The organism is Frankia sp. CgMI4 (assembly GCF_001756285.1).
Taxonomy (GTDB): domain Bacteria; phylum Actinomycetota; class Actinomycetes; order Frankiales; family Frankiaceae; genus Frankia; species Frankia casuarinae.
In genome coordinates, this window is sequence record NZ_MAQZ01000003.1 from 189,596 (window position 1) to 203,939 (window position 14,344).

Sequence of the window (14,344 nt, forward strand, 5' to 3'; positions counted from 1 at the left end):
CGTGACCGCCGCCTCGCACCGCCGCACCCTCCCACCCGGCACGCCGGGCTCGTCGTCCGTCCCGACGCGCCGCCGGCTGGGCTTCCCTCGGCGCCGCCACCGCCGGCGGGGCCGAGGGCTGCTGCTGGCCGGGACGGCGGCGTTCGCGCTCCTGCTGGCGGTCGTGGTTCCCGCGGTGGCCTCCGCCGCCACCGCACCACCCGTCCCTTCGACTGCGCCGTCCGCTGGCGCGCCCGGCTCCACCGGCCCCACCCCGGACCCGCAGCCTGGGCCGTCCCCGGTTCCTCCGGGCCAGGAGCCGCCGGCCACGCCAGCTCCCTCGGGCGGAGGTGCCACGCCCGCGCCCGACACTCCGAGCACCCCACCCGACGGCAGCGGCGGCAATGGCAGCGGCGGCACCGGCGAGCCGTGCCCGGCCGACAACCCGGACTGCACGACCACGCCGGAGGTCCCGGCGCCACCGGTGCCGCACACGACGCCCCCGGCGCCGGACACCGGCGGCGACGGCGGCGGGATCGTCGGCTGGATCACCAACGCGATCAACAACGCCATTACCGCGTTTTTCCGCACGCTGGTGACCGCCGCGCTCAACCCGCTGCTGGATCTGCTGGGCCGCACGTTGCTGACCACGCCGGAACCGTCCCAGCTTCCCGCGATCGGTGAAATGTGGTCGACGTCGTGGGCGATCAGTGCCACCGCCTACGGCGCCCTGATCATGTTCGGTGGGATCACCGTCATGTCGTTGGGGACGGTCCAGTCCCGCATCTCGATCAAGGAGATCGCCCCGCGTATCCCGGTGGGTTTCCTCGCGTCCGGGCTGTCGCAGTTCCTGGCCACGAAAGCCATCCAGGGCGCGAACGTGCTGCCCGGCGCGATCCTCGGTCAGGGGCTGAATCCCGACACCGCCGCCGGGCAGCTGAGGAACATCGTCCTCGGGTCGATCGCGCCGACTCCGGGCGGCCTCGGCCGCAGCGTCTTCGTCATCTTTCTCGGCCTGTTTCTCGCCGGCTCCATTGTCGCGCTGCTGTGCACCTACATCGCCCGGATCACCATCGAGGTGGCGCTCATCGGCGCGGCGCCGATAGCGCTGGCCGGGCACGGCCACCCGCTGACCGAGAAGATGGCGTTCTGGTGGTGGCGGGCGTTCTTCGGCTGCCTGGGTATCCAGATCGTCCAGTCGTTCGTTCTCATCGCCTCGTTCAAGGTGTTCTTTACCCCGGGCGGGTTCACCGTGTTCGGCCCGACCCCGGACGGCGTTGTGAACCTGCTGGCCTCGATCACCCTGATCTATTTTCTGTTCCGGATTCCGTTCTGGATGATGCCAAGGATCGGGCACGGCGGCGGGCACGGCATTATCGGCCGGGTCGTGCGCGCCTACATCATCGGCCGGGCGCTGGGCCTGCTCGGGGCCCGGTTCGGACGGGGCGCGGGCCGACGGGCTGGGCGAGGCCGCGGCGGGCGCGGCCGGGGCGGGCGCGGCAGGCCGGGCAGGGGCCGGCCTGGCGGCGGGCCGGGCGGTGGGCCGGCCGACCCGTACGACCACATCGAGGCCGACCCCGACGGGCAGCTGCTCATCCCGCTGACCAGGGTGCCCCGCGTCCGCCGCCCGGGACCGGCGCGCGGGGTACCTCGCCCACCGCGGCAGCCGAATCCGGCCGGACGGTCCCGGCCGCGGCACCGCCAGCTGTCCATCCCGTTCGGCCAGGCCGTCGCCCCCGGCGGGCGTTACCTGCCCCGCGACGGCGGGGCGTGGGTGGACCGCGACGGCCAGCTGCTGCTGCCGTTCGAGGTCGACCAGCCGCACCCACCCAAGGCCCCACAACCCGTGCGGCGTCCGGCCTCGGCGCGGGCCGGCGCGGGCCGGTCTGGTCCCGGCCGGCCGACCCAGCCTCGTCCGGCGCCGAGGGGCCGGCAGCTGGAGCTGCCGTTCGACCCCTACCAGGGCATCCGCCCGGACCGCACCGGCCAGTACGCCCTCCCGCTGGAGGGCCTGCCCCGCACCCCACGCCCCGCCCGGCCGTCCCCACCTGCACCACCGCCGTCGCCATCCCGCCCGACCTCGCCGGCGCGGCCGGTCCCGCCCCTCTACCGGCAGCTGATGTTGCCGAACATGCCCCGCCGCCCCCGCCCACCCCGACCGGAAGGTGATCAGCCGCGATGACGCATCCCGTACGAATTCCCGCCGATGTTGATCGCGAAGATCGGATCATGGCGGGCCTGACCGCCCGGCAGGTGTTGATCCTCGCGCTGACCGCGATCGTGCTCTACCTCGCCTGGGCCGCGACCCGTGCCCTGCTGCCGTTGCCGGTGTTCGCGCTGCTCGCCGTCCCGGTCGCCGCGGGCGCCGGCGTCCTCGTCCTGGGCCAGCGCGACGGGCTGTCCCTCGACCGGATGCTCGTCGCCGCGATCCGCCAACGCACCAGCCCACGACACCGCATCAACGCCCCCGAAGGAGTGATTCCGCCGCCGTCCTGGCTGGCCGCCCGCGCCACGAGCAGCTCCGGTGACCGACGGCCGGCCGCGGGCGGGCAGAGCGCGGCGCCGCTGCGGCTACCGGCCCGCACCGTCACCACCAACGCCGGGGTCGGCGTGATCGACCTCGGGCCGGACGGGCTTGCGGTCGTCGCGGTCGCRAGCACGGTGAACTTCGCGCTGCGCACGCCGGGCGAGCAGGACGGGCTGGTCGCCGTGTTCGCCCGCTACCTGCACTCCCTGACCGCGCCGGTGCAGATCCTCGTGCGGGCCATGCCCGCCGACCTGACCGACCAGATCCGTCAACTCGACGACGCCGCCGACCAGCTGCCCCACCCCGCGCTCGCGCACGCCGCCCGCGAACACGCCACCTACCTGGCCCAGCTCGCCGACGAGATGCAGCTGCTGACCCGCCAGGTCCTGCTGGTCCTGCGAGAGCCGCTCGTGGCGGCCGGCCCGGTCGACGGGCTCGGGGGCGCATCCCCGCTGGCCGCACTGTCCGGCCGACGGGCGGCGGCCCGCGACGCCCGCCGCGCCGGAGCGGCCATCCGACGGGCCGCGCACACCCGGCTCGCCCGCCGGCTCGCCGAGGCGACCGACCTGCTGGCACCGGCCGGGATCGTGGTCACGCCGCTGGACGCGGGCACGGCGACCAGCGTGCTGGCCGCTGCCTGCAACCCGGCCGGCCTGGTGCCGCCGGCCGCGCTCGCGGCCCCCGACGACGTCATCACCGCCGATGTCCCCGAGCCCGTCGACAGCTACTCGGCCTACCAGCCCGACACCGACGACGGCTTCCTGGACGACGCCGGGTTCGACGACCCGGACGCGGCGGTCGGAGCCGGCTATGGCGACCGGTTCGACGACGCCGATGGGGACGGCCCGCTCAACGACCCCGACTTCTGGGACCCGCCCGCCCTGCGCCCGCCGGCCGGGCGTTCCGACGGCGGCTCCCGACGGCCAGCACGACACACGGCGCGCAGGGGACACGCCCGATGAGCAGACGAGCCCGACGCCGGACCTCCGCGCAGGCCCCCAGCCCGTCGACCCGGACAGTGGACGCTGCCGCGGCGGCGTTCGTCCCGGACGCACTCACGATCGCGCCCCGCCACCTGGACGTCGGCGGGGATTACGTGGCCACGATGGCGATCACCGGCTATCCGCGTGAGGTCCATGCCGGCTGGCTCGCCCCGCTGGTGACCTACCCGGGCCGGGTCGACGTCGCCGTGCACGTCGAGCCGATTGACCCGGTCACCGCGGCGAACCGGCTGCGCCGGCAGCTGTCGAAGCTGGAGTCCGGCCGGCAGCTCGGCGACGAGAAGGGCCGGCTGGTCGACCCGCAGGTCGAGGCGGCGACCGAGGACGCCTACGACCTGTCCGCCCGCGTAGCCCGYGGCGAAGGCAAGCTGTTCAGGCTGGGTCTGTATTTCACCGTCCATGCGGCCAGCGAAGCCGAGTTGGCCGACGAGGTCGCCGCCGTGCGGGCGCTGGCGGCCAGCCTGCTGCTGGACGCCAAGCCAGTCAGCTACCGCTCGCTCCAGGGCTGGGTCAGCACCCTGCCCCTCGGCTTGGACCAGGTGCGGATGCGCCGCACCTTCGACACCGCAGCCCTGTCCGCGGCGTTCCCGTTCACGTCGCCCGATCTGCCGCCCGCCGACCCGACCTCTCTGGCTCCGACCGGGGTGCTCTACGGGCTCAACGTCGCGAGCAACGGGCTGGTCCACTGGGACCGGTTCGGCGACGTCGACAACCACAACGCCGTCATCCTCGGCCGCAGCGGCGCCGGCAAGTCCTACCTGGTCAAGCTCGAACTCCTGCGCAGTCTCTACCGGGGCATCGAGGTCCACGTCGTCGACCCGGAAGACGAATACGCCCGGCTCGCCGCCGCGGTCGGCGCCAGCTACCTGCACCTCGGCGCCGACGAGGTGCGGATCAACCCGTTCGACCTGCCGATCCAGACCACCCCCGACGGGCGGCGCACCGCACCGCGCGACGCGCTGGTGCGGCGCAGCCTGTTCCTGCACACCGTTATCGCCGTCCTGGTCGGCCAGCTGAGTGCGGCCGAACGGGCAGCCCTCGACGTCGCGATCACCGCCACCTACCAGGCCGCCGGGATCAGCTCCGACCCGCGCAGCTGGAACCGGCCGGCACCGCTGCTGGCCGACCTCGCCACCACCCTGGCCAGCTCCAACGACCCGGCCGCGGTCGCGCTCGGCGCCCGGCTGCACCCGTTCACCGCCGGGGCGTTCTCCGGCCTGTTCAACGGGCCGACGACCCGCCGCGGCGACGGCCACCTTGTCGTCTACTCGCTGCGCGACCTTGCGGACGAGTTGAAGCCGATCGGGACGCTACTCGTCCTCGACGCCGTGTGGCGGCGAGTCTCCAACCCCGCCGACCGCCGTCCCCGCTTGGTCGTAGTCGACGAGGCATGGCTGCTCATGCGCCAGCCCGCTGGCGCGGACTTCCTGTTCCGCATGGCCAAGTCGTCCCGCAAGCACTGGGCCGGGCTCACCGTGGCCACCCAGGACACCGCCGACGTGCTCGCCACCGACCTCGGCAAAGCGATCGTCACCAACGCCGCCACCCAGATCCTGCTCCGCCAGGCACCGCAGGCCATCGACGAGATCACCGCCATCTTCGACCTGTCCCAGGGCGAACGGCAGTTCCTGCTGTCYGCCGACCGCGGACAAGGACTCCTCGCGGCGGGGGCACAACGAGTCGCTTTCCAAGCCCTGGCCTCGCAGGTCGAGCACCGCCTGGTCACGACCAACCCAGCCGAACTCGCCGCCGACCCCGACAACGCGGCCGACGACGGCTTCCTCGATCTCGCCGTGCCGGACGACCCGACCGATGACAACGGCCAGATCTACCTCGATGCCGCCTGACCAGCACCGCCATCCCGCAGGGAGATCGTAACCATGGATCTRCTCGCCGCGGCGACCACCACGCCGTCGTCGCCGCTCACGATCTATCTGACGGACCCGTGGGGCTTCCTCCACCAGATCTTCGGCCAGCTACGGGGATGGGTGGCGGTGTGGGGCCCCATCGCCGGCCCGCTGCTCACCCTCACCGCCGCCGGCCTGGTTACCTTGCGCCGGCGGCTGCGCCGCCGGTACCAGCAGCAGCTCRCCGCAGGCGCCCGCCTCGTGACCGTGCTGGCCCCGCCCACCGTCGACCCGGCGGGCGCGGGCGCGCTGTGGGCGAACCTGCTCGGCCTGCTCCGGCCCGGCTGGCGGCGCCTGATCGGCCAGCCGCACCTCGTGTGGGAGTACCAGTTCACCGCCGACGGGGTGCGCATCCAGATGTGGGTGCCCGGCGTCGTGCCCGACGGCTTCGTCGAACGCGCGGTCGAGGCGGCCTGGCCCGGAGCGCATACCCACACCACGCCCGCCCGCGCACCATTGCCCGTCGTGGCCCGGCCAGGCCGGCGGCTACTCGCCGCCGGCGGCGAACTGCGCCTCGCCCGCCCCGAAGCACTCCCGATCCGGGTCGACCACGACGCCGACCCGATCCGCGCCCTGCTCGGCGCGCCCGGCAGCCTCGCCCGCAACCAACGGGCGGCGGTCCAGATCCTGGCCCGGCCGGTCACCGGCCGCCGCGTCGCCCGGTCCCGCCGGGCCGCCCGCCGGCTGCGCGCCGGCGGCTCCGCGCACCTGATCGGCGGGCTGCTGGACCTGCTCACCCCCCGCACTGGCCGCACCCGGCAGCGCCGCCGGACGGCTACCACCCCGGTGAAGGTCGACCCGCAGACGTCGCTGGCCCTGTCCGCGGAAGACCGCGCCATCGTCACGAAACAGCGCGGGGCCCAGTACGAGGTCCGTGTCCGCTACGCCATCGCCGCGATCCTCGACGATCACACCGACGACACCACCGCCGCCCAGGTCGCTAGCCAGCTGCGCGGACGGGCGCACGCGATCGCGAGCGCCTACGCGGCCTACGGCGACCACAACTACTACCGCCGCGTGCGGCTGCGCCGTCCCCTGCCCGTCCTCGCTACCCGGCAGTTCGGCCGTGGCGACCTGCTCTCGGTCGCCGAGCTCGGCGCGCTGGCGCACCTGCCGGTCGACGAGGCGACCCCGGGCCTGCAACGCGCCGGAGCGAAGGCGGTCGCCCCGCCGCCTGGCGTCGCCGGGCCCGGCCCGAATGTGCGCCCGCTCGGGCGGACCGATGCCGGGCGTGCGCGTCCGGTCGGTCTGCGGGTCCCGGACGCCCGGCATCACCTGCACGTCCTCGGCGCGACCGGCGCCGGCAAGTCCGAACTGCTCGCCCGCATGACGCTCGACGACGTCGCCGCCCGTCGAGGGGTGGTCAACGTCGACCCGAAGGGCGACCAGATCATCGACATCCTCGCCCGCTACCCGACCGACGCCCTCGACCGCCTCGTCCTGTTCGACGCCGAATCGAACAGCCGGCCACCCTGCCTCAACCCGCTCGACCAGCCCGACCGGGGCCGGGCCGTCGACAACCTCGTCTCGATCTTCTCCCGGGTCTACGCCGACAGTTGGGGGCCGCGCACCGAGGACATCTTCCGCGCCGGCCTGCTCACCCTCGCCGCACAACCCGGCGTCCCGGTGCTCACGGATCTACCGAAACTCCTCACCGACACCGCCTACCGGCACCGGRCATTGGGCGAGATCAACGACGACATCCTCGCCGGCTTCTGGACCTGGTACGAATCCATCTCCGACGCCGCACGCGGCCACGCCGTCGCCCCACTGATGAACAAACTGCGCGGCTTTCTGCTGCGGCCGTTCGTGCGGGCCGCGATCGCCGCCGGACCCTCGACCGTCGACATGGACACCGTGCTGAACGACGGCGGGGTGTGCCTGGTCCGCATCGCCCAGGACGCCCTCGGCGTCGAAACCGCTGCCCTGATGGGCTCGATCGTCGTCTCCGCCGTCTGGCAGGCCACCACCCGCCGCGCCCGCCYCCCCCAAGGGAAAAGGCCCGACGCCAGCCTGTACTTGGACGAGGCGCACCATTTCCTCACGCTTCCGTACGCGTTGGAGGACATGCTCGCCGCCGCCCGCGGCTACCGGCTGTCCCTCACGTTGGCGCACCAGAACCTCACCCAGCTGCCTCGGCACCTGGAAGAAAGCATCGGCGCCAACGCCCGCTCCAAGATCTATTTTACGGTCAGCCCGGCGGACGCGAAGCGGCTCGCCCGGCACACCGAGCCCCGGCTCGCCGAACACGACCTCGCCAACCTCGGCGTGTTCCATGCCGCCGCCCGCCTGGTCGTCGGCGGCGAAGAAGCCCCCGCCTTCACGGTCGTGACCGAAAAGCTGCCGCCGCCGGTTCCCGGCCGCGCCGCCCAGATCCGCCGAGACCTGCGCCGCCGCGCCGCCACCCCCGCCGCACCTTCCCCTGCCGGTCCGGGTCCGCGCCCGACCGCCGACCCGCGCCGCGTCGCCTGACGGCGCCCCGCCGCCTCGAAGGAGCGTCCCCGATGGCCAAGCCCTTGCCGCAACGCGCCCTACGCCTCCCGCAGCGTCCCGCCGCCCGCGTCGTCGCCGACGCCAACCATCTCGCGAACCTCACCCCTCACCTCAGCCCCCGCGACCGCTGGATCACCCGGCTCCTTTACGAACACCGGGTCCTGACCACTCATCAGCTCGTCCACGCCGCCTGGACCAACCGTCGCACCGCCAACGAGCGGCTCCTCCAGCTCTACCGCTGGCGTGTCATCGACCGCTTCCAACCCCTGAGCCCCCTCGGCGAGGGCATGCCCCCGGCGCACTATGTCTGCGACGTTGCCGGCGCCGCGATCCTCGCCGCCGAAGACGGCATCGACCTGGCCGCGACCGGTTACCGGCACGACCGGGCACTCGGYGTCGCCTACTGGCCCCAGCTCGCCCACCGCGTCGCGGTCAACGGCTTCTTCACCCACCTCATCGCCCACGCCCGACAGCCCAACCCGCCCGGCACGCTCACCGCCTGGTGGTCCGAGGCTCGCACCCGGGCCGCGTTCGGCGACATCGTCCGTCCCGACGCCTACGGACGGTGGACCAGCCGCGGCAGCGACCTGGAATGGTTCCTCGAACTCGACTGGGCCACCGAGCCGTACGCCCGCCTCGCCGCGAAGATCGACAAATATGGGCGGCTCGCCTCCGCGACCGGCATCACCACCCCGGTCCTGTTCTGGTTCCCCACCATCGGCCGGGAGACCCGCGCCCGCCGCGCGCTGGCCGACGCCGTTGCCGGGCTCGACCAGCCGCACACCGTCCCGGTCGCGACCACCGCGGCCACCCTCGCCCCGCCCGACGACCAGCTCGACCCGGCCCTCGCCCGCTGGCTGCCGCTCGGCGCCAGCCGCCCCGGCCGGCTCACCCTCGATCAGCTGCCCCGGGCCTGGCCCCGTCTGCCGGCACCCGCGCCGGTGTCGGACCGGCCGGATGCCATCTCCGCCGGGTCGGGCCTGCGCCCGCCTGCTCCGATGCCGCCCGCCAAGTACCGGGGGTGAGCGGCCACGACCAAGTACCTCGCCGGCGCGGTCGCCGCCGTCGTCCTGCTCATCGTCATGATGGGGGCCGCCGCCGCTGGGGTGGCCGAACGCGTCCTGTGCCTGCCCGTCGTCGGCTGGTTCCTCGGCTGCTCCAGCGGCGGCAGCCCCAGCCAGACCGCGCTCGACGACATCCCGCCCGACTACCTGAACCTCTACATGCAGGCCGCCGCGAGCTGCCCCGGCCTGTCCTGGACGACCCTGGCGGCCATCGGGAAAGAAGAATCTGATCATGGTCGCAGTCGGCTGCCGGGCGTGGTCAGCGGCGTCAACGAAGCCGGCGCCGGCGGGCCGATGCAGTTCCTCGCCACCACGTTCGCCGACGTCGTCGCCCACCACCAGCTACCGGCCGGCGGCGCGAACCCGCCGTCTCTCTACAACCCCCAGGACGCCGTCTACGCCGCCGCGGCCTACCTCTGCGACAACCACGTCGCCACCGACCTGACCGGCGCGATCTTCGCCTACAACCACTCGGACGCCTACGTCGCGCAGGTCGTCACCCAGGCCACCCAGTACAGCTCGACCAGCGGCTTCGGAGCCGACACCGCGCCGTCCGACGCCGGCTACGCCGCCGTCCTCTACGCCCAGGGCCAGATCGGCATCCCCTACCTCTGGGGTGGAGACGGCCCGGCCGAGGGCGGCTTCGACTGCTCCGGCCTGACCCGCGCCGCCTACCTGGCCGCCGGGATCGACCTGYCCCGCACCGCTCAGACCCAGTATGAGGCCGGCCCCGTGGTCCCGCCGGGAGAACCGCTCCAGATCGGCGACCTCGTCTACTACGGCACCGCCACCAACATCCACCACGTCGCGATCTACATCGGAAACGGCCAGATGATCACCGCTCCAGGGCGGGGCAAAGTAGTGAAAATAGCCCCATACAGGTGGCAGGGGGACGACTATTTCGGGGCAACCAGGCCGGGCACGTAGGGTGCGATTTATTCGCACGGGGTGCAACGTCGGGCTGGAGCATTCCAGCGCGCTCGCCCAGCGCTGTCCGGGCGAGCACGATAGCCTATTTCTCGGATTCATTTTCCTCGCGGGCTCGTCACCGAGCTGCTGCCCAACCCGGAGCCCGCTCGCGGCGTCAGCAGGGCGATCCGGCCGTCCGGGTCGTGGCGCTGCCGTATCCCTGGGCATCGCCTGGCCGTGCCGCACGYGACCGGGCACGTCGGTCCCGTGACGTCACCGGGACAGGAGGATGCAAGGAGTGCGAAATGGGCAAGTCGACGCCGATGGACCGCGAGGCAGCTGACCGGATCAGCGAGGCAGCGTTGCAGGACCCGTGCTCCGACACCGCGCAGAGTGGCTTCGACGTGCGGGCGCAGGAGGCGGCCGACCGCAACGAACAGGACGACGAGTAGGCCCGAAAGGGCTGCGCGTGGCGGCCGAACTGCTCAGCGATGAGCAGCCGCCAGCGGTTGCCCTGATGGCCGTGGCTCACCGACGGGCATTCCGCCGGTGGGCCACGGCAACGGGATCACGGGTAGTAGACGGGTGAGCCTGCGGCCGGGCCCGACCCTTGCCCAAGGATCTCCGTCGGGGGAAGCGCCATGGAGGTTGTCCGTGTCTGCGCGCCCCTCCCGCCGTGCATGGCGGGGGCAYGGCAGCGGACGCGCTGCCGGCTGGATCACGGTGCCCAGGTTCAGACGGTGTCGGAGAGGTCCGGGGTGGCGCTCGTCGGGTCGAGCACCTTCCACTGCTGGAGCCTGTCGAGCAGCTGGCTGCGGTCGAGGGTGTAGAGGGTCGCGAGGGTGCGCAGGTCCCCTTCGCGGATCGAGAGGACCCGGCCGGCGTAGTCGCCGCGTTCTCGCTGGATCTCGGCGACCCAGCGGCGCAGCGGGCTGGCGTCGTCGTCGGGCACGCCGGCCAGGGCGGGCAGGTTGAGCACGACGCGCGCCGCCCGCGGCGGGAGGGGGTCAGGCCGTCCGCCGGGCAGCAGCTCGTGGGCGGGGACGCCGTAGAAGTCGGCGAGCGCCGCGAGCCCCTCCACGCTGATCATCCGGTCGCCGCGCTCGTAGGAGCCGACCGCCGCGGTCTTCCATCGGCCACGGGACAGGGTCTCCACCTGCTGGAGAGAACGGCCCTGCTGGGTGCGGATGGTGCGCAGTCGGGCGCCTACCTCGCGGGCGTAGGCGCGGTTCTCACTCGTCGTGGGCATGGTTTCCCTCCTGCGGATGGGTGGGGATGGAGYGACGGCGCCGGAAGGGCCGGGGGGACCCCGAGTCCGTGTGCCAAGGCCGGATTGCGGCGCTCGGGCTGCGGCCAAGAACCGGCGGCAGGTTCGAGGCAGGCTGCGTGCGTCCGAGCACCGCACGTGCCTGTGATCAGTCCGCCGGTCGGGCCGTGCGGCGCCGACCGCGCGGGGGACGGCTGCCGGCTACGCGCGAGGCCAGACGGGTGCGGCGGCGCGGAGTCCCGGCGTCCCAGCGGACGGTCCTCGCGGAGGGCGCAAGTGATGGTTCGAGGTAGCCGCGCGAGCGGACCGGCGCGGAATGCAGTCCTACGGCCAGCTGGCCACGTCGCGGGTGGTATGGGTGCCCACCGTGTCCAGGCTGCCCACGATGCTCGCGCACGTGGACGCGCTCTCGTCGAAGGGGAGATCGTCGTAGGGGTATCGGGGTGCGGCGGTCGGGTCAATGCCATGGTCGGCGGCGCGGGTGGCGCGGGCGACGGTGAAAACGCTGCCGTCGGGATAGTGGTGCTGGTAGGCGTCACAGTCGATCGGCCGGATGGCGGTGGCGCGCAGTCCGGTGAACGTCGCGTGGTAGCCACACAGCCAGCGGGTAGCGGCGTGACGGCTGCCAGCGCGGCGTAGAACACGGACGCCGTCGAGGACAAGCCATCCTGCGTGGGGCCAGCCATGCACGACGCGGTGTTCGATAATCCAGCGGCGCGCCTGATGGCGGGTACGGAACCGCCGGGGGACGTGGTTCTCGGTGTCGTCGAGGTCAGCGAGGAAGCCGTCGTCCCGGGTGCGGATCGTGCCGGCGGGCCGCCAGCGACCTGTCGGGGTGGCGAGGAGAACCCGCCACACCTCGCGGTCGGCCGAGCCCCGACGCCGGCTGTCTCGGCGCAGGCGCGCGGTCGCAAGCGCGACGGCGTGGGCATGGCACCAGGCGTCGAAGTGGGCCTGTGGGACAGTGCCMGCGGCGCCGATCGTGCGCCCGGCGGGGTCGGTGGCGGTGACCAGGCCGGGACCTGTCGATACGGCGGTCAGGCCGTAGCCCGGCGGGGCCCGGTCGAGCGGGTGCAGGGCCGCCACGCTTGCACAGCGCTCACACACGGCTGCGGCGGGGCCAGTCCGGTCCGGGGACAGCGTCCGCTCGCCGAACCTGCGAACGCAGAGGGTTACCTCCGCATCGGGGAGCGTGCAATGGACGAGCCGGGTACGCGAAGAGACTCGAAGCGTCGTGTACCCATCTGGTAGCGGAAAGTCGTCAGATGCTGGCATGGAGATCTCCGAGAGTTAGCGCAGGTGGCGGACGCCGGCCCCCGCGATGCGTCGCCGTGCGAGCGCGACCCGGTGCCCGGCGCACAACGAGGACCGGGAGGCGGTGTCGCCGACATCGGCGCCCACCCTGCGGGCGGTCGGCGGCATGCGGACCGGGAAGATGGGCAGCGGCTCAGAGACAGCGGCAGAGGACGCCCGCTCGCACACGCTGGGACGTGGGCTCCCAGCGCGCCTGGCTGGCGGGCGGGGCACAGCCGCTCGCCGGCTCGCGTCGTCCGGGAGCGCGCTGGCCGCTYAGCGAACGCGCGGAGGGCGAGCCGGCCGAGGCCGGCGGCCCGGGAACGCCCGGTGGGCGGCCCCGGGACAAGGCCAGGCGGGCGCTGGYCTACTCAGCTGGCCTACTCGTCGTCGGTGAGAAGGCGGAGCAGACGGACGCCGGGGAAGCCGTCGGTGGACAGGGCCCGCAGGTGAAACGTGGTGGGCTCGTCGAAGACGGGCTGGCCGCCTGGCCGGCGGGTGTAGGGGGCCCAGCCGTAGTCGACGCCGTCGTCGGCGTCGTAGGCCGTCCAGACCACGCTCTCCTGCTCGCCGTCACGCAGGGGCCGGACGGAGAACGCGTGGGCTTCGAGGCTGCCAGGGACCGTCTCGATGATCTGCGGGACGGCGAAGGTGAACCGGCGGGCGTGCAGGGTGCGGGCGAGCTCGGCCGCACGGGTCTCGAAGCCGGTCCGAGCGGTCTCACTCTGGACGTAGTCATAGTCGGACAGGATCTGGCGGCGGTCCCCGTCGAGGATGACGATCGCCGGATAGTCGGTCATCCGGATGGACTGCTGGACGCGGTCCACGACGTCGGTCACCAGGCTCCAGGTGGCGTCGTTCATCGCGGCCTCCAGCAGGGTCCGGGGAATTTCCGTTCCAGATTCCTTGGCGGTGGAACGGCGGTTGAGGTGTAGCCGGCGCGCGGGCTTGTCCACCGTATGCGGCCATGCACGTCCCGTGCCGCCGGCCGCTGGCTATGGTCCTGGGTTTGTGGTGCAGGTCCTGGCGGACGCGGACAATCTCGCGGCCCGGTGGATGACGGTGACGATGCGGATCGTCGGCGGCTACGGGTGCGCGGTGACGGCCGCGGGCGCGGCCGGGAGGTTGGCGGCGGTGCGCTGGCCGGCGCAGTGCCGGCTGGTGGCTGCCGAGGGCTGGCAGCGCGCGGACCTCGCGCTCGCGGGTGCCTACCGCAGCGACGAGGCGCCGTTGCTGCTGGTAACAGGCGACGGCGACTTCGCGTACCTCGCGAGCCGGCATCCCGGCCCGGTCGCRGTCGCCGGGGTGCTCGTCGCCCGCGCGCTACGGGACACCGCGACCGTGATCGACCTGGCCCGGGACGGCGCCGCCCCGCTGGTGCGCTGGTTGAACCACGTCAGCCCGCGCTGAACCGGCCACGTGCCTGGCGGGGCAGGTCAGACATCCCATGGTTTTCGTTGTCAAGCGGCGACGTCGAGTGTTGCTTTCTGTGTCCATGCGGTTGCCTCACTGTAGGGGGTGTGGGTCTTGAGGCAGCCGTGCAGGATTCCGACGAGCCGGTTGCCGAGCTGGCGCAGCGCGGCGTGGTGCGACGTGCCGCGCGCGCGGATCGCGTCGTAGTACGACCGGGCGCCCGGGGATGCGCTCAGGGCCGAGAGCGCCTGCTGATGTAGCGCGTCGGCGAGCCGGTTGTTGCGTGCGTAGCGGGCCAGGACCGTCTTCTTCTTCCCGGAGGCGCGGGTGATCGGGCTCGTGCCGGCGTAGTTCTTCCGTGCCTTCGCGTCGGCGTAGCGCGTCGGGTCGTCACCGAACTCGGCGAGCACCCGGGCCGCGAGGACCGGTCCCAGGCCGGGCTGGGACAGCAGGATCTTCGCGTCCGGGTGCTGGTCAAAATGGTCCGCGAC

General features: G+C 73.2%; 12 protein-coding genes. 8 read left to right on the plus strand and 4 right to left on the minus strand.

The window, feature by feature from the left end; translation table 11 throughout:
- The first annotated feature begins 1 nt into the window (after nt 1).
- From Manayef4_RS01900 to Manayef4_RS24685, 7 genes are all read left to right on the plus strand, one after another.
- Entirely contained in the window at nt 2–2,161 is a 2,160-nt protein-coding gene (locus Manayef4_RS01900; protein ID WP_011436129.1) for a hypothetical protein, read from the plus strand.
- Nucleotides 2,158–3,468, plus strand: a complete 1,311-nt coding sequence (locus Manayef4_RS01905) for a PrgI family protein (protein ID WP_011436130.1) — start codon at nt 2,158–2,160, stop codon at nt 3,466–3,468. Before Manayef4_RS01900 ends, Manayef4_RS01905 begins: the two co-directional genes overlap by 4 nt.
- Nucleotides 3,465–5,354: a DUF87 domain-containing protein gene (locus tag Manayef4_RS01910; protein WP_011436131.1), complete on the plus strand. Its 1,890-nt coding sequence runs from the start codon at nt 3,465–3,467 to the stop codon at nt 5,352–5,354. Before Manayef4_RS01905 ends, Manayef4_RS01910 begins: the two co-directional genes overlap by 4 nt.
- 33 nt (nt 5,355–5,387) lie before the next feature.
- Nucleotides 5,388–7,886, plus strand: coding sequence for a TraM recognition domain-containing protein (locus Manayef4_RS01915; protein ID WP_070130421.1), 2,499 nt, complete (start codon nt 5,388–5,390; stop codon nt 7,884–7,886).
- Nucleotides 7,887–7,918: 32 nt separating this feature from the next.
- Nucleotides 7,919–8,932, plus strand: a complete 1,014-nt coding sequence (locus tag Manayef4_RS01920; protein WP_011436133.1) for a replication-relaxation family protein — start codon at nt 7,919–7,921, stop codon at nt 8,930–8,932.
- A 57-nt stretch (nt 8,933–8,989) separates the two neighbouring features.
- Nucleotides 8,990–9,898, plus strand: coding sequence for a C40 family peptidase (locus tag Manayef4_RS01925; RefSeq protein WP_070130422.1), 909 nt, complete (start codon nt 8,990–8,992; stop codon nt 9,896–9,898).
- A gap of 287 nt (nt 9,899–10,185) precedes the next feature.
- Nucleotides 10,186–10,332, plus strand: a complete 147-nt coding sequence (locus Manayef4_RS24685; RefSeq protein WP_023842054.1) for a hypothetical protein — start codon at nt 10,186–10,188, stop codon at nt 10,330–10,332.
- A 281-nt stretch (nt 10,333–10,613) separates the two neighbouring features.
- Here Manayef4_RS24685 and Manayef4_RS01930 read toward each other — a convergent pair whose 3' ends face one another.
- From Manayef4_RS01930 to Manayef4_RS01940, 3 genes are all read right to left on the minus strand, one after another.
- Nucleotides 10,614–11,129, minus strand: coding sequence for a transcriptional regulator (locus Manayef4_RS01930; protein ID WP_011436135.1), 516 nt, complete (start codon nt 11,127–11,129; stop codon nt 10,614–10,616).
- A 342-nt stretch (nt 11,130–11,471) separates the two neighbouring features.
- On the minus strand, nt 11,472–12,233 hold the full coding sequence (locus Manayef4_RS01935; RefSeq protein WP_235609363.1) for a hypothetical protein: 762 nt from the start codon (nt 12,231–12,233) through the stop codon (nt 11,472–11,474).
- Between the two features lie 587 nt (nt 12,234–12,820).
- Nucleotides 12,821–13,396 (minus strand): hypothetical protein, encoded by a 576-nt coding sequence (locus Manayef4_RS01940; RefSeq protein WP_236701529.1) that lies wholly within the window; start codon nt 13,394–13,396, stop codon nt 12,821–12,823.
- Between the two features lie 55 nt (nt 13,397–13,451).
- Between Manayef4_RS01940 and Manayef4_RS01945 the strand changes: the two genes are divergently transcribed.
- Complete coding sequence (locus Manayef4_RS01945) at nt 13,452–13,850, plus strand: hypothetical protein (RefSeq protein ID WP_035730229.1); 399 nt, start codon at nt 13,452–13,454, stop codon at nt 13,848–13,850.
- A gap of 50 nt (nt 13,851–13,900) precedes the next feature.
- On the opposite strand, the gene Manayef4_RS01950 is transcribed toward Manayef4_RS01945, so the two are convergent.
- Nucleotides 13,901–14,344 (minus strand): transposase (locus Manayef4_RS01950; RefSeq protein ID WP_139139955.1); only part of this gene is annotated, 444 nt, incomplete at its 5' end.

What these genes read in the sequence shown, in the direction of transcription:
- Manayef4_RS24685 (WP_023842054.1), top strand. Translation starts at nt 10,186, where the DNA reads ATGGGCAAGTCGACGCCGATGGACCGCGAGGCAGCTGACCGGATCAGC.
- Manayef4_RS01930 (WP_011436135.1), bottom strand. Translation starts at nt 11,129, where the DNA reads ATGCCCACGACGAGTGAGAACCGCGCCTACGCCCGCGAGGTAGGCGCC.